We start from the raw sequence: 19399 nt of genomic DNA on the forward strand, positions 1-19399 counted from the left end.
TTTTATACCGCCGGACCAGCCCAAAACGGCTGGGCGTTGGGCCTGGCACTCGGCACCGATAACGACTTATCAACCTGGCGTTGGGGGAAGTGTCGCGAGAGCCTCAGGGAGAGGGAATCCAACGAAAAGAGCCCCGGGAACCCGACGCCGTTTCAGGCATCGGGTTCCCGGGGCCCCGAAACGGAATCGACCGCGCAGGTCGACCCGTGTCAGGAAGGGCCTGCGTTTTAGGAGGACGCGGGGCCTCGAGGATGGATGGCCTTCGAGAAGATGGCCCTCGAGCCCAGGCCACTCGGGGTTGCGACGGTGCCGCCGATGAGGACATCCTCGGCGGGCGTGTCGATCAGCGACTGGCCGCTCGGATAAACGGGATTCGTGACGAAGAACGGCGGAGTCGAGAGCTTGACCCGGACGCCCCCGAACTGCCCGAGCCCGAGGATGGTGCCGATGGTCGTGTGATGCGTGAGGGAGTGGACGGCCCCCGAGATCGTCGTCCGACGCCCCGTCGCGCCGAGGACCTGGAGCCGCTGAACATGCCCGTCCACGGCCCGTTCGATGTCGAGGGTCCCGGGCCCCCTGAGCTTCAGGACGACCGGCGAACTGTTTTCGTCGGTGTAGACGAGCGTATTGCCGCGAGCCACGGTAATCGCGTAGTCGCTCCCCGGGGTCACTCCCAGGGTGCTGTTCAAGGGGTTGCCCGCACGATCGGCGACCGCACCATCGCCGGTACCTCGGACGACGACCTCGAAGAATTCGTTGCTCGGCAAAGCAAACTGCGGGGTCAACGTAACCTTGCCGGAGCCGTCGTACGAGGCGGTTGCCACGCCGACGTGGGTCCCGGCGGGGAGGCCGAACTTGCCCCCGCCCCCGAGGGCAATGATCGAGTAGTTGGCGGTCGCCGTCGCGGTCGCCGGATTCAAGTGGCCGCTGATGTCGAGCTCGATGGCGTTGATGCTGTTGACCAGCCCGATCAACTTGACGTCGGTCACTTCAGGCCCGACGAGCACCGGATCGATGTCGACGACTCGGAGCGTCGCGTTCGTCGGAGCCGTCCCCCCGGGACGCCCGGCCTGGAGGATCCCACCTCCCGTGGGCGTATCAAGCTGAAGCCTGACGAGCTCATCGTGATTATCGAACGGGTCGGCGATCACCGGGACGGTCACCGTCTCCTGCGTGACGCCTGGAGCGAAATGAACGGTTCCGGAGACCGGCTGGAAATCGACCCCGGCCACCGCATTACCACCCCCGACCGTCGAGAAGTGGACCGTGACGTCGCGCTGCTCACCGCCGACCCGCTCCAGGGTGATGACGGCGACACCGGCATCCTCGCGGACGGTGTACGAGGCCGACGTGAACTCGATCAGGCTCGGGGGGAGGATCAGCGTCGTGACTACGCTCGAGGCGTTGTTCGAGGGATCCGAGTCCGTTTCGTTCGCGGCGACCGTCGCCGTATCGGTCTCGCTCCCGGGCTGGGTCGCGATGACCTTCAGGATCACGGTGACGGAATCACCCGCCGCCAAGGTTCCGATCGGCAGGGTCACGACGCCGTCGGCCTCGGTCCCGCTGACGTTGTCGCCTTCGATCGACTGGAAGGTCGCCCCCGCGAACAACGGGTCGGTGAAGACGACTCCAGTCGCTGGCGACGGACCGTGGTTGGTCACGACGGCGGTATAAGTGAGGACGTCGCCGGTATAGACCTGGCCCGACGGGCCCTTGAGGCTAACGGCAAGGTCGATCACCGGGGTGATCGTCACCGACGCGCTCGACTGGTTATTCCCCGTCGACGGATCATTGACCGCGGAGGAGACCGTGGTTGCGTCGCTGAAGTTCCCGACGACCGCGGCCTTCGCGAGGATCGTCAGGACCGCGGTCGCTCCATCGGCGAGCGAGTCGAGGTGGACCGTCACGACCCCGTCAGACTCGGTGACCGTCCCGCCGTCGATCGAGCCCGAGACGAAGGTCAGCCCCGAGGGGAGCGTGTCGACGATCGAGACGCCGGTCGCCGTCGAGGGTCCGTGATTCGCCACGTTGATCGTCAGCGTGACCTGCTGGTTGATGGGGACGGACGAGGGAGCGGCCGTCTCCGACGTGATGGCAAGGTCGGCGACGGGGAAGACGTCGGTGTCGAGGGTCGCCGAGTTATTCGAGGCGTCGGGGTCATCCTCCGTGGCCGAGACCTTGGCCGTATCGGTGATGGAAGGAGGGGCCGACGTGGTCGGAGTGACCACAATGGTCACCGTCACCGAGGCTCCCGAGGCGAGTGCCCCGATCGCGTCGGTCACCGTCCCCGAGGCCTCAGTCGGCGAGGCGCCGTTGTCCGCCTTGGCCGACACGAAGGTCACGTTCGCAGGGAGGGTGTCGGTCAACACGACTCCCGTGGCGTCGGACGGCCCGTGGTTGGTGACCGTCACCTGGTAAGTGAGATCCTGTCCGACCGGCTCGGCGGCGGTGGGACCGGTGACCACCACGGACAGGTCCGCGGACGGCGTGACCTGGGTCGTCACCGACGTCGTGTCCGCGCCTGCGGCCACCTGCGGGATGATCGACGTCACCTGGCCGGTGTTCGTAAAGGACGTCGGGGTCGAGCCCGAGGTTGCGAGCACGATCGTGACGGTGACGGAGTCCCCCCCCTGGAGCGTGCCGATCGAGGCCGTGGCGACCCCGTTCGCGAAAACCACGGGGACGCCGGTCGAGGTCGTCCCCGACACGAATGTTGTACCGGCAGGGATCGTGTCGCTGAAGACCACGCCCGAGTCGTCACCCGTGAAGGGGTTGCTGATGGTGAACGTATCGGTCACCTGCAGCCCGGCGGGGACCGTCGACGACGACGCGGTGACGTCGATGGTGGGCGGGCCGAACCCGTTGCCCGTGCCCGTGCCGATCAAGGGCTCCGAGAACTCGGAGGTATTCCCCAACGCATCGGTCGCCGTGGCGGTGATCAGGTCGCCGGGGGTGAAACCCGACGGGATATTCACGGAGAAGTCGGCCGAGGTCCCCGAGATCGCGACGGTCGCGCTGCCGAGATAGACCTTGCCCTCGGCATGTCCGGAGGCATTCAGGCCCGGGTTCGAGAAGAACTGCAAGGTGTACTGGCCCACGGCCCCGGTCAGGGTTCCCGTGAACGTGCTCACGCTCCCCATCGAGTCGGCCGAGTTCAAGCTCGGGGCCGCCTGGCCTTCATTCCCGTTGTCGAGCTCGATCCCGAGGTCGCTGTTGTCGTAGATCGAGTTCGAGAGCACCGACGTGTTCTTGCTCGTGACCACCACGCCCGAGTGGTCGAACGCCGCCAGATACCCGTTGTTGGCGATGACGTTCCCGGCACCAGGCGCCGTGCCGCCGATCGTGATCCCGTCGTACGTCGCCTGGACGCCGTCCCCGCCGTTGCCGAGATTCAACGTTCCCGACAGGTCGGTCCCGATGAAGTTGCCCTGGATCGTCAGCCCGGGCCCATCGGCGAACGTCGTGATGCCGGAGCCCTTGTTCCCCGAGATCACGTTGGCGTCGCCGGGGTCGGTCCCGCCGATGAGGACGTTGCTCGGTCCCCAGATATGCACGCCGGCGGACTGATTGCCGAGAGGCTTGGTCCCGCCAGCGTCGGTCCCGATGAAGTTGCCCTGGACCGTGAGGTCGCTCGACCCGATGACGAAGCAGTCGATCCCGTAACCGTTGTTCCCCGAGAGCACGTTGCCCGCGCCCGGGGTATTCCCGCCGATCGTGCTGTTCGAGATCCCCTTGAAGATGATCCCGCTGCCGAAGGTCCCGTTGCCGAGGGCCAGCGAACCGGTCACGTCGGTTCCGATATAGTTGCCTTCGACGACCGTGGAGTCGGAGTTGTCGTAGAGCTCGACGCCGTCGGAACCATTACCCGAGATAATGTTTCGGGTCTCCGCGGTCGTCCCGCCGAGCGTCGTCGAGGGCGCATTCTGGACGTAGACGCCCGCCCCGTCATTGCCGACGACGTGGGTGCCCGTCACGTCGGTCCCGATGAAGTTGCCCGTGATGACGTTCCCGGAGGTCATCGGGTTCGAGGCGGCGAAGAGCTGACCGTTGAGATACACGCCGTTCTGCGTGTTCCCCGAGATCACGTTATTCAGAATCGCGTTCTGATTGCTGTTCACCAGGACCAGGACGCCATCCTGGCCATTCCCTTCCTTCACCGTTCCGGTCGGGTCGGTCCCGATGAAGTTCCCCTCGATCGTGTTCTTCCCGGCAACCGACAGCGCGATCCCCTCGCCGGTGAAGCGGTTGATCACAAGACCCTTGACGGTCGAATTCCCGGCCGAGATATCCAGCCCGTCGACACCATTGCCAAATCCACCACCAGCCCCGGAGCCGTTGAGCTCGACCATGGGCGTGATCGAGGTCGGGGATTGAGACGTGCCGTCAATCGTGACCGGGACCGTGATCTTCGGCAGCGCCGAAGTGATCGCGATCGACTGGACGCCCGTCCCCGGGATCGCGAAATCGATCAGGTTGGACCCGGGCGTCCCGTTGGATTGCCCGATCGCCCAGCGCAACGATCCTGTCGACGTGTCGTCGTTGGTATTGGTGACGGTGAATGTGGAGAGCAAAAGACGGCTCTCGACCCCCTCCACCCCCGGTTTCAGCAAACGTTCCGCATTCTTGCGAGGAATCCGCCGTTGCATTCTTGCAACCTCTTCGTAGATGTTGTTTCAGCGGGCGTACGAGATCCCGGCGTTGGCCATCCCGGGGGGAAGGGGAAGAGTCAACGATTTCGCGGGCGGGACAAATTGGAAATGCCTCTGACGGCTAATATAATTAAGACCACGCACTCATGTCAAAAAGAATCACACCAAACTTCGAGTCATCATCGCATTCTGATTTCAATCGTCGCGACCCGAATGATCGATCGAATCGGCCCGAGTGTCGATCGGGTTGCGAGGAACCCACACGGGCCCCGGAGAGAACGATCTCCCCGGGGCCTGCATGTGCGTAACGTCTTGTCAAATTAGCCGTTAGCGAGTTCTTAGGGGTCATGACCGCGATCCGGTCGATTCTCCCCCTGAATTGTTGTCGACAAGAATCACTGGGCATTCATAGTCCAGTAGGGCCCCGGACCGTAGGCGATGCCGAAGCGCTGCGCCGAGGGGTCGAGCATGTTTGCCCGATGGCCCGGTGAATTCATCCATTCCGAGGCCGTGCTCGCGGCGTCGGGGGTGTTCCACGCGCAGTTCTGGATGAAGTTCTGGGCGACGTGGTGACCGATCCCACGCTGGACCTGCTCCGCGTTGTTATTTGAGGCCCACAACGACAAGTCATGGTCATAGACCAAAGGGGAAAGTCCGGCCGACGCTCGGTAGTTGTTGAGGATCGCGGCGAAGCCATAGAGATCGGCCGCTGGCACGGATTCCTCGGGAACCCGCTTCGAGTCGGGGTCGACGCGCCAGAGGCCGGAGTGGGGTCCCTCCTGGATCTGATATCCGTAGCCCCAGACGCCTTGCTTGGCGAGCCAAACCCATTGCTTCTCGGGCTCTCCGTCCGCGAAGGAGGGCGACGTGGTCACGATCAGCATCAGGGCCGCCACGGTGAGTCGGGTCACGTTGAACATCGGTATGTTCCCCTTCAATCAAGGTGGAGCTGGTTCGTCGCGTGGGAAATCTCGAAGTCCCGATGACACGCCAGACCATCCCTGGAGCACGAGGCGCGGACGACGATTCCCAACACTGGGCGTGCAGGATCGTCGCTCCCTCCCTGGAATGTCGGGAAGCGAGACAAAGCTTCGGTCGGGTTCAATTCGGATGGTGACCGCGGAGGGTCTTCCTCACCCCGCTTCAGTCAGCGAGTGCCGAGGACGGCAAGGGAAGAAGCAAGATTTGGGCCAAATGGGGATTTTGAAAGAATTGGTGCGAATTTTAAGGAGACTAGGTCCGATTGTGCGAGTTGGAAAGAGTCTGCAATCATCCTCCCCAAAGATCAGTTCAATAGCCTGGTCGAAATTACAACCCAAGTCCCCCCAATTCTCCAATCTTCCAATCTCTGACAACCGAACCCAATCCCGATTGAAGATTTGACTCACGTGAGCGTCACGAAGGCCGAGAGCTGAGGCAGCGAGTCCAACCGAGGCAAAGGCCCGGATTGGAGAGTACGCCAGGATCAGGGCGAGGTGCGATCCCGAGTCGGGTTCAAGGTCAGTGCGGGGAGGGGAGGTTGACTGGGGTAGGATGGCGGGGATGGATGTCGGCTAAAGGGAGCCAGGCCAGGGTTCCGTAGTGAGGGCGGACCATGATCTGGACCCGCTTCGAGGAGGCGGCGGTCTCGACGACCTTGGCGACCGTCCCGTTCGGGACCACGATCACCTTGCCGGCCTTGACCATCCTTTGGATCGCGTCGGTATTTGCGGACTGGAGAGAGTCCATCATCGAGTCGATCGCGCCGCCATCGAGCGCGAGGTAGACGTCCTCGCCACCGGACCGCTCCAGGACCACGGGGTCGCCGGGGAACAGACCGCCAGCCCCTTGCCCTTCGACGCCTGCCGAGGCTGCCTTGAATTGCTGTCGCGACCGGATCTCCAAGACCATTGCCAAGACGAAGAGGAGACCCAAGCCAATGGCCGCATAGACGGCGATCGGGTGCCCCAGGATCCCAAGCCTCGATCGGAGCCGATGGCCACACCGAGGGCAGACATTGGCACCAGGGTTCACGGGTTCCTTACAACCGTCACAGGTCGGGGCATATCTCAACGGGCAATCCTCTCCAGCATTCGGGGATCCGACCCCGCAAAGGACTTTCCTCTCGCGTGACCACTTCCAAAAGCCGGCCGAAAGGCACCGGCCCAGATGTCTCCCCGACACATGGACGTGGCAACACCCCTGGGCTGGGATCTCAACTCGAGCACATAGGTTGGGAATCGAAAGGAATAATGTACTTTATAATCGTCGGGTTAGGAATGTAAATCCACGAATCACAAAAGGAAACTCAATTCCCAGGTCGACTCATACGACCGAGAAGCCCCATTGCAGGCTCCCAACCAAGTCGCACGACGTTCACTCCTGCAATACTAGGTCACAGACTCGGAATCTCCAAGCCGAGGAAAGGGGGCACACCCTTCCTACGCGGTCGGTATAGATCCGGTGACCTTCATCGGAAAGCGGTCGATACGCCTTTGCCGACTTCTAGTCAACGCTTGAACAAAAAAAAAGACCGATCTCTCAGCGCAATCGTATCAAACCTTCGGTCTGCCCATAGCTATAGACGTCCTCTCCCGATGAGATCGGACGCTGGTCAGGCACCGTCGCCGAGAATTACGGCCCGAGCGTTTACGATGGCTACCGGGCGACGACGACGCGAGAGGGTGGGAGGATGTCCTACCCCACTCGCGATGAAGTCGAGGCCCTATGTGTGGGGCACGCGCCAGCTTCCGACTCGTCGAATTCTAACGGCCGCGACCAACGCAACGCGACCGGCTGAGTTAGCATGCTAACAATATTCAAAGCTACTCGCTTGGTGAATCCTGGCGACTCGAAGGAGTCTTTCGCCGCGAGCCTAGCGACAAAAGAATACTCCTGCGCTTGTCACGGCGAACGGAGAGCTGATAGCTCGTAGAAATCTTGAAATGCACGGACAATGAATGGGCATTGTGGAAACAATGCTGAAGATTGCACGAGATGAGTCGGGAAGGAAGGAGGTGAAGAGCGGGCGATGGGATTCGAACCCACGACGTCCAGCTTGGGAAGCTGGCATTCTACCACTGAATTACACCCGCAAACTTGCGTGAGGGAGAGGCGAAACACCCCTCAACGTCTGGGTCGAGTCTACCACGGACATTCACGAGCGGCAAGGGGTTGCGCCCGGCAATTTCGACGCGGGACCTCTCCGCCTCGCGCCCGAACCCGGGATTCCGGGTCGGGGAGCGATACGGGGAGGCCCCGGGTGGTCCTCAAGCGTAGAGACGCTGGCCGTTGCTGCGGACGTCGGCGCCATGTTCGCAGAGGAAGTCGAGGCAGCGTCGAGGCAGGCGGCACTGCAAAAGAACGCGGTTGTCTTCATAGCTTCGGCTGTGGATCTGAGCATGTTGCGCGAGGTAGGCCAGGACTCGACCGTTCTCGACGCCGGTCTCGATTTCGGCATCGAGGGCCCGCTCGTGCAGGGCCTCGCGGACGGCCTGCTCGAGCCTCGCAAGACCATCGCCTTGCGCCGCGCTGATCGCGACGGAGTCGTGGTGGTGTGCCTCCAGCACGTCGAGGAACGAGCGATCCGGGACGCGGTCCGTCTTGTTGAGCACGAGGATGGTCGGGTGATCGGCCAGCCCGAGCTCGTCGAGTACGGTCTTCACCGCGCGGATCTGCATCTCGGCGTCGGGGCTCGACGCATCGACGACATGGAGGAGCAAATCCGCCTGGCGTGCCTCTTCCAGGGTGGCCTTGAACGAGGCAACCAGGGTGTGGGGCAAGTTCCGGATGAACCCGACCGTGTCCGAGAGCAGGACCTGGCCTCCGCCCCGGAATCGCCAGCGCCTGGTCCGAGTATCGAGGGTTGCAAAGAGCTTGTCCTCGACCAGAACGCCCGCGTCGGTCAGGGCGTTCATCAGCGTGCTCTTGCCGGCGTTCGTGTAGCCCACGAGCGAGACCGTGGGGGCGTCGCTTCGCCCCGCGACTTCCCGCTCCTTGCGTTCCTGGACCTTCGTGAGCTTCGCCTTCAGGTCCTGGATCCGGTGCCCGACGAGCCGGCGGTCCTCTTCGAGCTGCTTCTCACCGGGACCTCGGACGCCGATCCCGCCCTTGTAGCGCGAGAGGTGGGTCCACATCCGCTTGAGCCTCGGCAACGCATATTCGAGCTGGGCGAGCTCGACCTGGAGATGAGCCTCGTGGGTCCTCGCACTGGTGGCGAAGATGTCGAGGATCACTTCCGTGCGGTCGATCACCTTGACGCCGAGGTGCTTCTCGAGGTTTCTCGTCTGAGCGGGGCCGAGGTCGTTGTCGAAAACGACGAGGTCGGCTTCGTGCGCCTGCACGAGTTCCTTGAGCTCTTCGAGCTTGCCCGAACCGATATACGTGGCGATGTCCACCTGATGCCGACGCTGGAGCATACTCCCGACGACGATCAATCCGGCCGTCTTGGCCAGCCCCCGGATTTCGTCCAGGGGATCGTCGAGGTTGATCTCAGCCCCGGGGAGGAGGACCCCGACGAGGATGGTCTTTTCCCGACGATCTAACCGATCGGTGCTCTTGTATTCGATCAAGGTGGGGGTGGTCCTCTTGAAGAGTAGTGAGGGCGCGGGATTCGGAAGAATCACGCCGGATTTTAGGAATTCCCGGTAACCGCGTCAACAACGGCAGGGATGTCCCACTCCGACGGATACGGACACGACCCGCCATCAATAAGTTCGTCGCGTGACCGTCAAATGTTCAGGAGAATCGGCTCGGGGCCTCGTCGAAAGCGCCCGCTCGAGCGAGCACCCTCCGCGGAAAGACTCGGCCGGTCCCGGGGATCGCCTCGCCGATCGCGACCAGTCCCCCCCCCGGACCGACGAGGGCGACCTCGCCTAGTAGCTCGGGCCGATCGTCGAGGGCATCGGGACGGATGGCACGACCCTGGAGGATCTCGACCACGTCCGTCCCTCGGACCGCGAGGCTCGGCAGCTCCGCGGCCGCCTCCAGCGCAGGGAGGAGGAGGCCGGGGATCGACTCGGGCGTCAATGCGGTCGGATCCACCGCGTCGGTCTGCCTGAAGGCCCCGATCCGGGTTCGCACGAGGACCTCGATCATGCCGCCGCAACCGAGGGCCTCGCCCACATCCCTGGCAATGGAACGGATGTAGGTCCCGCTCCCGCAATCGACCTCCACCTCGAGCTTCGGCCATTCGTACGAGAGCAACTCAACCCGGTCGATCCGGACCGGGCGAGCCTGGAGCTCGACCGACTGTCCGGTCCTCGCCAGGTCGTAGGCCCGCTTGCCGTCGACCTTGAGTGCCGAGAAGACGGGGGGCATTTGGTCGATCGTCCCGACTTGAGTCGCCAGGGCCGCGAGCACTTCCGCTTCGGTCGGCATCCGGGGGTTTTCGACCGGGGTCTGCGTTCCGTCCGCGTCGAGGGTGTCGCTGCGAACGCCAAGCCGGATGACGGACCGATACGACTTCGGCATCCGCTGCACGAGTTCGATGAGCCTCGTCGCCGCGCCGATGCAGACGACCAGGACCCCCGACGCCAGCGGGTCGAGGGTGCCGGCATGCCCGACCTTGTTCCCCCGGAGCGGTCGCGCGACGAAGTCGAGCGCCGCCCGAGACGTCATCCCGGAGGGCTTGTCGAGATTCAACAGTCCGCAAAGAGTAGGGCGCATCCCCGACGTCGACTTTCCCATTCTGATTACCGTACCTCAGACCTTCGACAGTGCGACACCGCGGCCGGTTCGCGGCCTTCGGCGTCGGTACTTCCCCAAAATGTCTCGCAAACCGGCCCGGTTACCCGAAACCCGTTATTTTCTTAAATAACGGGTTTCTGATGCACTCGACGTCGACAACCCACCAGGGATGTCATGGTGCATCCGCACAGAAATCGGCCTTTTGAGAAACCAGGTTTCGGGCCTAACGCTCATCGTTTCTCGAGAGTGATCGGGACGGAGACGGTCGCCGGGGCCAGGCAGGAGCGATCGTTGCACGTCTGGTACCGCACCCTCAAGTCGACCGTCTCCGGCATCGTCCTGGCGTCATCCTTGAGGCGGAGATGGACTTTGATCCTGGCCTGGCCTTCGTAGACAGAGACTTTCTCGTCACCGCTCGACGCGAGGACTTTGGCCTCGCCGGTCGGGTACTCGACCTTGGTGACGGTGAGGGGCTGGTCCGGGGCGAGCTCGACGCTGGTCGGGATCAGGTTCTCCACCCCGACGGGATTCGCATACACATGCCAACCCTCTTTAACTTGAAGTTTGACGACGACATCGACGTCGCGTCCCGAGGCGACCGGAGCGACGAGCTCGCCACGTACGGTGACAGTCCCTCCCGAGGGATCCTCAACCGGGGGTGAGGTGACGGCCCTTGCGGCGTTGGGTCGGGCGTCGAGATATTCTCCGAGCCCGACGAGCATGAGCGGATGAGACGCCGGGGTCGTATTCAGGCGGGCGCTGAAGGTCTCGAGGGTTTTGCCCGCGAGGTCGAGATACGAGGACTTACCGGTCGCCTTGGCCAACGCGACGAGGTTCCGGATCGCGACGCTATTGCCGCTGGGAAGGACGCCGTCGATGGCCTCTTTGGGCCGGGCCACGAGGCTCTCGTGGTCGGTCGCCGTGTAGAAGAACCCCCCGTCCTTCGTGTCGAGAAAATCGGCGATCATTCGGTCGGTCAGCTCTCGCGCCTGTTCGAGTCGGCGGGGGTCTCCGGTCGCGGCATGGAGCCGCAGGAGCCCTTGTGCGAGGAAGGCATAGTCTTCGAGGTATGCAGGGAGTTTCGCCCGGCCGGAGCGGAACGATCGGAGGAGCCGGCCATCGGGGGTCCGCATCTTCGAGAGCAGGAAGTCCGCGGCCCTTTCCGCGGCCAGTCGATAGCGAGGCTCCTTGAGGATCCGGAACCCGTCGGCGTAGGCCGCGATCATCAGCCCGTTCCAGGACGTCAGGACCTTGTCGTCGCGCAAGGGTGCGGGGCGCTGCTCGCGGACCGAGAGGAGCTTGGCGCGGAGCGGTGCGATCCGGGATTCGACCACGTCGGGGGTCGTCTTTAGCGTCAAGGCTTGCTCGGCGCGACTCCTCGGCTCGAGCAGGACGTAGCGATCCTTTTCGAAGTTCGGCTCGCGTTTCATCCCATACACGAGAGTGAACGCTTCGACGTCGGGACCGGCGCCGAGGGCCTTGGTGACGGCTTCCTGCGACCAGACGTAGTAACGCCCCTCCTCGCCCTGGGTCTCGGCGTCGAGTGCCGAGTAGAAGCCGCCTTCCGGGGCAGTCATGGTCCTGGCGATGAAGGCGAACGTATCTTCGGCCTCTCGGCGCCAGCGAGCGTCACCGGTCGCCTCGAACGCGAGCAGGTGCGCCGAGGCGAGTTGGGCGTTGTCGTAGAGCATTTTCTCGAAGTGCGGGACGATCCAGTACCGGCTCGTCGAGTACCGGTGGTAGCCGCCGGCGAGTTGGTCGCGGATCCCACCGCGTGCCATGTGGTCCATCGTCGTGAGGACCATCGCCAGCGGTTCCGTCTTGGAGTCCGTCGCGGCGACCTTGGCGGCGCGGTCGCGTCGGTGCTGGTCGAGCAGGAAGACGAGGTTCACCGGCTCGGGGAACTTCGGCCGCCGAGCGTTTTCGGGGTTGAAGCCGAAGCCGCCGAAGTCGGGGTCGAACTGTTCGACGAGTTCGTTTCGTCCCTGCGTGAGGCAAGTCACACCAATCGCCTGGCGACGTCCGGTCCCCGTCCCATCCAAGGAGCGTCGAACGAGGCCGGAGAGCCGATCGGCCGACTCCTCGATCTGGGCACGTTCATCGCGCCAGGCCTCGGCGACCCCTTTGAGGACCGTGGGAAAACCTTGCATCCCCAGGCGATCCTTGGGGGGGAAATAGGTTCCTCCGTAGAACGGCCTCCCGTCGGGGGTGAGGAACATCGAGAGCGGCCAACCGCCGTTCGAGAAGGCCTGGAGCGCCGCCATGTAGACCTGGTCGACATCGGGCCGTTCCTCGCGATCGACCTTGATGTTGACGAACCCCCGATTCATGAGCTGGGCGATTTCGGGGTCTTCGAAACATTCGCGCTCCATGACGTGGCACCAGTAGCACGAGCTGTAGCCGATCGAAAGGAAGATCGGCTTCTTCTCGGCCTTGGCCTTCGCGAACGCTTCGGGTCCCCAGGGATACCAGTCGACCGGGTTGTGCGCGTGGAGGAGGAGGTAGGGGCTGGTTTCCTTGGCGAGCCGGTTCGCCGGCCCTTTCGTCGCCGGGTCGGCGGAAAGGGCCAAGGGAGCGGGCAAGGCCAGGGCCAGGACGATCCCCAGCAGGACGTCCGCGCGGGGGTGCGGACGATCTCGGAGTCGCATCGCGTTGTCCTTCGCCTCGGTGTGCGTCTCGTCGGCAAGGCCCCTGAGGCCGTCCATGTCCCGCGATTCTACGCGAACCGGCGCGAAGATCCAATCATTCCGCCGGCCCTCTGACCTTCGACGAGGCCTCGCCCGGCCGTCGCGGCCGGGAACTCCCGAAAAACGGACGACTATTGCCGTCGTGACCCGGTGATTCGGGTCGTGGCGAGTTGTTCGATCTTGTTCTCGAGCTCGTTGTCGTTCATCAGGAACACCCGGCAGTTCCCCTGCCCCGGTTTGGCCGCCTTGACCCGGATGCCGAGCGTCATCGACGTCTTCGCGGCGAGATGCGGGATCGGCGGGAAGATGACTTCGTGTTTCACGGGGTCGAACTTGGCGGGCTCGTCGGTGCCGATCGTCTCCTTGACGCTCAAGCTATCCGAGATACTGGCGGAGACCAGGATATTGCTGGCCTCCTTGGTACCGACGTTCGTGATCTTGATGTGATACCTCGCCTCGTCATTCACGTCGATCACGCGCCGATCGGTCTCGACGTCCATCTCGAGGACGGCGATTCCCTGGACCTGAGTCTGGCACGTTGCCGGCTTCGAGAGTCCCCCGTCGGCCCTCGCTTCGGCGGCAATATGGACGAAGCCCGGCGCCCCCACGCGGACCTGGAACGGGAGCGTGACCATATCTTTATCGCCCGGCTGGAGCTCGGCGATCGACCAGAGCAGTCGACGCGCGTTGCCGTTCCAGGACATCCCGCTCGGCAAGGTCCCCACGGGGGTGGCATTGACGGGGATCGTGATGCCGACCTTTACATTCCTGGCGGCCGCCGTGCCGGGGTTCTTCAAGGCGATGGAATAGTTCGCCACTTGATCGGTGAACCGTTCGCGATCTCCCGTGAACACCAGTTCCAGACTCGGCTCGACGACCGTGACGGTTTGCGTGCTTTGGGAGCCATCTTGATCGGGGACGACATCCCGACTGACCCCGGTGACCTGGCACGACTGCGACCCGCCCCTCGTGGTGTCGCAGACCAAGGGATCGAGGTCGATGGATTGGCCGGGTTCGAGGTCGCCGAGCCCGATCTGGAAGAGGTTCAGCCGATTGGCCTCGTCGACGGTCGCCTTCAATCCGGGACTCAACTTCGCCCGGACGGTGACGCCTCGCGCGATCCCGCTCCCGGGATTGGTGACCCGGATCTTAAACGTGACCTGGTGCCCCTTGAGGATGTTCCCGGTCGTCGCCATCTGCTCGACGCGGAGCTTGGGCTCCTGAACCACCGTTCGCGCCTTCGCGCCGGCCATCATGGTGACGGTCGCGGCGTGGTGGTAGTCCCCGACCTTGGTCGGCTTCACGTTCAGGGTGATGACCCGCTCCTGCCCAGCCTGGATCGTGCCGAGTCGCCAGACGAGGAGCGACTCCGAGGCGCGTTCCTCGGCCGGTTGGCTCGAGACGAACTCGAGGTTCGGGGGGAGTTCGTCGCGGACGGCCACGCGCAAGGCGTCGGAGGTGCCGGTGTTCTTGACGACGATCTTGTAGAGCGCCGGCTTGTTCAGGTTGACCTTCTTGGGGCCGAGGACCTCGATCATCAGGCCGACCGACTGGTGGTCCGACTCGAGCTTGTCGGCGGGAAGGACGAAGGATTCGGCATCGCCGACCGCTCCGGGAGCCGGGGCCGGGCGTCCTTGTGCGGGCTCGATGGCGGGGGGAAGCGGGTTCTCACCAGGCGCTCCGGCCGCGACGGGAGGGGCCGAAGCCGCCGGTGTCTGGGCCGGTTTCACCTCGGGGTCGAGCGTGGCCGGGGCCGCAGGGGCCGAGTCGACGTCTTCGGGCGGGGGAAGCGCCGGGGCCGGACCCATCGCGGGAGGCTCGAGTGCATCCTTCTCGGGGGCGGTTGGCACGGCCCCCGGTTCGCCGACGGGGTTAGGCTCAACACCCGGCAGTGCTTCCGGTTCGGGTAGACCGGTTCCCTTGGTTTTGGGTTTCGCCCCGGCGCCCGGGGTTTCGCTCGTGCTTCCTTTGTCAACCGATTGCGCAAGCACGAACGGGACGCCGAAAGCGACGGCGAACGCCAATACGATCAATAAGACGAATCGCCGGCCCATGGGAATCGGTCCCCTCCTTGGGAACGGCCCCGAACGATGCGATACCGCACTCGAGATTTCGGAGCGGACAGGCCTAGTTTTCCCCTGGCTGATCGCCGGCCAGGCCGGGGATCGGGGGGGAAGCTGACGGCGTTAGATATCAGATTGCATGAGATCGAGGAAGGTCAGTTTGCCGTCGCGATCCGTTCGGCAAGACGCCTCGCGGTCAACTCAGCCGGCTCCTCCGGGCCGACCGGCCAAGGATGAACCTCTTCGAGTCCCCGGAACCAGGTTGCCTGCCGTTTCGCAAATTGGCGCGTCCGGGCCTGGATCCGCGCGATCGCCTCGGGCTCCGAGAACTCGTCGTCGAGTAGGCCGAGAACTTCGGAATACCCGACCCCTTGCGCGGGGACGGGCCCGATCGTCTTCGGGCCGTCGCGAAGCGATCGCACCTCCTCGACGAAGCCGTCGGCAAACATCCGGACCACACGTCGATCGATCCGGTCGCAGAGCCGATCGCGAGGACGTTCGAGGGCAAACACCGCGACCCCAGCCGGAGCGGGCCGGTCGTGCTCGCGTTGAAGTTCACTGAGCGGCTGCCCCGTGACCTCGAACACCTCGAGGGCCCGGATCACTCGCCGGCGATCATTCGGGTGGAGTCGGCTCGCCGAGGCGGGGTCGAGCGCCGCGAGCCGGGAATGGAGCGCCCCCGGACCGAGCCGATCGGCCTCCTTGTCGAGTTCGCGACGGATCTCGGGGACCGCCGCGGGCCCCTCGAATAGCCCGCGCAAGAGAGCCTTGAGGTAGAGTGGCGTCCCCCCGACGAACAACGCACGTCGCGCGCGTGATTCGATCGACAGGATGGCTTCCGCGGCCCAAGATCGAAATTCGGCGACGCTCGCGGACTCCCATGGGTCGAGAATATCGAGCAGGTGATGCGGCACGCCACCTCGTTCGTCGAGCGACGGCTTGGCCGTGCCGATGTCCATTCCTCGATACAAAGTCATCGAGTCGAGGGCGATCACCTCGGCATCGAGCTCTCGGGCGAGCGCCACGCCGACCGCTGTCTTGCCCGAGGCAGTCGGTCCTGTGAGATAGATCGCACGGTGGAAGGGCGAGGAGTGCTCGGTCATCGTGGAGGGAGCTGAGGAGTATCGATCGGGCGTGGGAATCCGAGCGGAATCCTCTTGCTCAAAATGCGGAACCCGATTATTGATAAGATGAGACGGCGAGTCTTTCGAGATCTATTGTCGCCGGTCTTTCGAGGTAGGGCAAGGAGGATCTTCGCCCCGAAGTGTCTTCACGTCCTCGAGCACGCTCTACGCAAAGGATCCATCCGCACGCCAACCTCCGAAGAACGATTCCCCTCGAGGTCAGACCATCCAGCAACCCGTTCGGACGCGGCCTTTTCAGGCCGACACGTCCGTCCCACATTCCTCCAAGGGTACGGCCAAACCCTTCCGCCGTGGCGTCACCGCCGAACGCTCGATGCGTTCGAGATTGGCCCGTCATTTGCCATGAGATTTGGCCAGGATCGCAACTCGTCCGTCTTCATGAGGTTTTGGGAGACATGGTGTCTTCCATTCCCATCGCTCCACATTGCTCAATTTTATCGAAGTGACCATGCAAACTATGCGTCTCCCCGAAATCGGGGCATCGGATCTCCAGGCCGCCCGCGCCTTCCTCAACGAGACCCGCGAAGAAGGTTCCAAAGCTCGAGCAACAGCACGGCCCAGTGAATCCAAAGGGCTCGTTCCCGTGCGCAACGGGATCGCCCGAGCTCGTCGGCGTTCGACCTCGAGCGATTCCTGAGCGCTCAGACCCTCTCCCAATGTCCGATGCCCCGGCTCTCCGCCGGGGCATTCTCGGACCAACCGTCTTAATTCCTCTCGACGGAGGCCGCCTCGTCCCGTCGCACCGCCACCAGGAAGAATCGGTCGTTGAGGAGCGGGCTATCGGCCCGATAGGGGCGGAAGCTGGGATTTGCCTCCGACGCGATAAACTTCTCGTAATAGGCGTCGGGGAATGAGGTGATCACTTCTTCCACGGAACCGCCGAGCTTCTCGAGGCCATGACCGACATGGACCTCGACGAACGCGTCCGGGCGCCTCGCGAGCGTCTCTCGGGCACCTCGTAGGGCGTGGCATTCGAAGCCTTCGACGTCGATGAACAGCACGTCGAACGGGCCGAACTGTCGGTCGAGGTCGTCGAGCGATCGTGCCGGGACCTCGATTTGGCCCCACTGCCCGCTCCCATCGTCGACCTGACCGTTGAGGCCTCGGTTGAAGGTCAACATGCCGGAATGCTCGGCGACCGCGGCCTCGAGGATCGTCAGGTGCTCGGCATGGTTGAGGTCGCGGTTCGTTCGGCCAACCTCCGCGTTATGAGGATTGGCCTCGACCGCGAGGACCGAGCCGTTCGGCCCGACCATTCGCTCCAGGATCATCGCGACGATGCACTGATGAGCCCCGGCGTCGAGCACTTTCGCCCCGGGCTTGAGGCGGTGGTTTCGGAGCAGGTCGATCTCGGGTGGCATGTCCCAGTCGTTATCGTACCACCCCTGTCCCAGGGAGTCCGCCAGGAAGATCTGCATCGGGAACCCGCCATAATTGTGGCGGACGGTTCGTCGTTGAAAACCTCTGAGGTCGTTCTCGATCCGTGAGATGCGAAGACGGGTCCACAGACCGGCCGGGACGAGCCGTTTGATCGTGGTTTTGATCATTCCTGATCTCACAGAGAATCGCGGGCCCTCATATTCCACCATCGAGAAATATAGAACAAATTTCGGGCCAAATTTACCTCCTTCGGTAGACCTTAAAGAATTTTCCGTCCAGGACGAGCTCAAATTTGGCGAGTGGAGCCCGGAACTCGGGCCATTCGGCGAGGAAGTCGTAATCCGGCGTGGTCATCCCGCCAACCTTGGACAGGACCACGACCGACGCCGTTGAGACCTGGCAGAGCTTCCGCTCAACGTCCGCGGGTCGTTCCGCGCCTCGGTCGAGATAGAGGGCTTGGGGTTTGCCGAAGCTTGGGAAGAGGACTTCGGTGTCGCCCCCGCGATGGAGCATGACCGCCTCGGCACCTCGGCAAAGTACAAGGACACGGCTCCATTCGGTGATCTCGTCGGGAGGTGCCCAAAGCCCGGCGACAATATCGCTGCGGATTCGGGAGTTCCAGAGCTTCGGGATGTCCCGCGCGGCGCTGGTGTCGGCGAGCAAGGCGAGCGCGATCAGGAGCCAGGTCCAAGGGTCTCGCTTCGACCCCAGTCCGGGACGAAGGACGAGCCCGAAGGGGAGCAGGAACGAATAGGTCGCCCAGTGCCCGGCCGTCCCGAAGAACAGGAAGATGAAAGCCAGGTGCATGAGCATCACATTGACGATCGTCTCATCCTGCGACCGGCGTTCCGACGACAGATCGAGGAGGATCCGCCGGAGTGCCAACAACCCGGAGCCGATGAGCACCGCCGTGGCGACCATCCAGGTGGCGGTGAAGGTCCCAAGGTAGTAAGTCAACCTCACGCCCGGCGGGGCCCAGAAGTTGCGCCCGTGGCCGAAGAAAAATCCGAAATGATGCAGGCGGTAGATCCTCGCCCCCGAGACCGGCGACAGGGAACGAATCAGAGACTCGGGCCCGAAGATCACCGAGAGGGCGACGGCCAGCCCGATCGCGACCGAAGCCGCGGTCGCGGGGATCCTCCACCAATATCGAGAATTCCTGGGACTTTCACGCCAGCATGCGTGAAGATCGAGCAAGATCAGGACCGCCCCGGCGATGAACGCCATGCTGGGCTTCACGAAGAGGCAGGTCGTGGCCGCGGCGAGCGCCGAGGCTCGACGACCCTGGCTCTGGGCCAGCAACATCCAGGAGAGGAGCAGCGGCTCGAGGGCGTGCGTGAACGAGCCGTAGGCGGTCGTGAAGGCCTGGGGGATCATCGCCGCCAGAAGGGCGATCCCGAGACGTCCCACGCGATTCTCCACGACGAATCGGGAGAGGATCCAAGCGAGCACCATGTTGCAGACAATCGTCGCCGCGATGAAATTCTCGGAGTTCCTGCCGAGGACACCGAACCAGATCCTCCCGACCCAAAGCGGCAACAGTCCGTAGATGCAACCGAAGTCGACTGCGGGGCGAAGCCCCTGGTCGAGCAAGGCCTGCGCGGTCAGGTTCGCCCCGAAATCACCGAAGGCGTGCGCATCCAGCTCCAGCGCCCGGGGAACTCGTGCGACCGCCAGGCTCAGCAACGCGATGCCGAAGACCGAGAACCAGAAGTGGGGCTTGGCCTCGGAGGATTCGTGCCGGCGACGACGGCCCGTCGGGGAGGACGACCGATCGGTGAGCGATTCCGCGTTGGTCATCGTACTGG

Annotated in this window: 10 protein-coding genes and 1 tRNA gene; all 11 read right to left on the bottom strand. The window is 63.7% G+C overall.

Annotated features, from left to right (window positions below; translation table 11 throughout):
• Positions 1 to 227: 227 nt before the first annotated feature.
• The 11 genes from ACYOEI_RS26160 to ACYOEI_RS26210 all read right to left on the bottom strand — a co-directional run bounded on the left by ACYOEI_RS26160 (position 228) and on the right by ACYOEI_RS26210 (position 19391).
• Positions 228 to 4646: a beta strand repeat-containing protein gene (locus tag ACYOEI_RS26160; RefSeq protein ID WP_462852580.1), complete on the bottom strand. Its 4419-nt coding sequence runs from the start codon at positions 4644 to 4646 to the stop codon at positions 228 to 230.
• 398 nt (positions 4647 to 5044) lie between these two features.
• A complete protein-coding gene (locus ACYOEI_RS26165) occupies positions 5045 to 5569 on the bottom strand; it encodes a CAP domain-containing protein (RefSeq protein WP_462852581.1) in 525 nt (174 codons plus the stop codon).
• A gap of 580 nt (positions 5570 to 6149) precedes the next feature.
• Positions 6150 to 6701, bottom strand: a complete 552-nt coding sequence (locus ACYOEI_RS26170) for a hypothetical protein (protein ID WP_462852582.1) — start codon at positions 6699 to 6701, stop codon at positions 6150 to 6152.
• Positions 6702 to 7651: 950 nt separating this feature from the next.
• A tRNA-Gly gene (locus ACYOEI_RS26175) sits at positions 7652 to 7723 on the bottom strand.
• 174 nt (positions 7724 to 7897) lie between these two features.
• A complete protein-coding gene (gene hflX / locus ACYOEI_RS26180) occupies positions 7898 to 9199 on the bottom strand; it encodes a GTPase HflX (protein WP_462852584.1) in 1302 nt (433 codons plus the stop codon).
• Positions 9200 to 9365: 166 nt separating this feature from the next.
• Positions 9366 to 10316: a tRNA pseudouridine(55) synthase TruB gene (truB, locus tag ACYOEI_RS26185; RefSeq protein ID WP_462852585.1), complete on the bottom strand. Its 951-nt coding sequence runs from the start codon at positions 10314 to 10316 to the stop codon at positions 9366 to 9368.
• A 230-nt stretch (positions 10317 to 10546) separates the two neighbouring features.
• Positions 10547 to 13021: a DUF255 domain-containing protein gene (locus ACYOEI_RS26190; RefSeq protein WP_462852586.1), complete on the bottom strand. Its 2475-nt coding sequence runs from the start codon at positions 13019 to 13021 to the stop codon at positions 10547 to 10549.
• Positions 13022 to 13134: 113 nt separating this feature from the next.
• Complete coding sequence (locus ACYOEI_RS26195) at positions 13135 to 15057, bottom strand: COG1361 S-layer family protein (RefSeq protein ID WP_462852587.1); 1923 nt, start codon at positions 15055 to 15057, stop codon at positions 13135 to 13137.
• Between the two features lie 164 nt (positions 15058 to 15221).
• Positions 15222 to 16169, bottom strand: a complete 948-nt coding sequence (miaA, locus tag ACYOEI_RS26200) for a tRNA (adenosine(37)-N6)-dimethylallyltransferase MiaA (RefSeq protein ID WP_462852588.1) — start codon at positions 16167 to 16169, stop codon at positions 15222 to 15224.
• A 746-nt stretch (positions 16170 to 16915) separates the two neighbouring features.
• Complete coding sequence (locus tag ACYOEI_RS26205) at positions 16916 to 17758, bottom strand: FkbM family methyltransferase (RefSeq protein ID WP_462852589.1); 843 nt, start codon at positions 17756 to 17758, stop codon at positions 16916 to 16918.
• A 73-nt stretch (positions 17759 to 17831) separates the two neighbouring features.
• Positions 17832 to 19391 (bottom strand): hypothetical protein, encoded by a 1560-nt coding sequence (locus ACYOEI_RS26210; protein WP_462852590.1) that lies wholly within the window; start codon positions 19389 to 19391, stop codon positions 17832 to 17834.
• Between the last annotated feature and the right edge of the window lie 8 nt (positions 19392 to 19399).

This window comes from Singulisphaera rosea (assembly GCF_054877945.1).

Excerpts from the sequence above, each read along its gene's own strand:
- ACYOEI_RS26190 (WP_462852586.1), bottom strand. The coding sequence starts at position 13,021 with ATGGACGGCCTCAGGGGCCTTGCCGACGAGACGCACACCGAGGCGAAG.
- ACYOEI_RS26165 (WP_462852581.1), bottom strand. The coding sequence starts at position 5,569 with ATGTTCAACGTGACCCGACTCACCGTGGCGGCCCTGATGCTGATCGTG.
- miaA (WP_462852588.1), bottom strand. The coding sequence starts at position 16,169 with ATGACCGAGCACTCCTCGCCCTTCCACCGTGCGATCTATCTCACAGGA.
- truB (WP_462852585.1), bottom strand. The coding sequence starts at position 10,316 with ATGGGAAAGTCGACGTCGGGGATGCGCCCTACTCTTTGCGGACTGTTG.
- ACYOEI_RS26195 (WP_462852587.1), bottom strand. The coding sequence starts at position 15,057 with ATGGGCCGGCGATTCGTCTTATTGATCGTATTGGCGTTCGCCGTCGCT.
- ACYOEI_RS26160 (WP_462852580.1), bottom strand. The coding sequence starts at position 4,646 with ATGCAACGGCGGATTCCTCGCAAGAATGCGGAACGTTTGCTGAAACCG.
- ACYOEI_RS26210 (WP_462852590.1), bottom strand. The coding sequence starts at position 19,391 with ATGACCAACGCGGAATCGCTCACCGATCGGTCGTCCTCCCCGACGGGC.
- ACYOEI_RS26205 (WP_462852589.1), bottom strand. The coding sequence starts at position 17,758 with ATGATCAAAACCACGATCAAACGGCTCGTCCCGGCCGGTCTGTGGACC.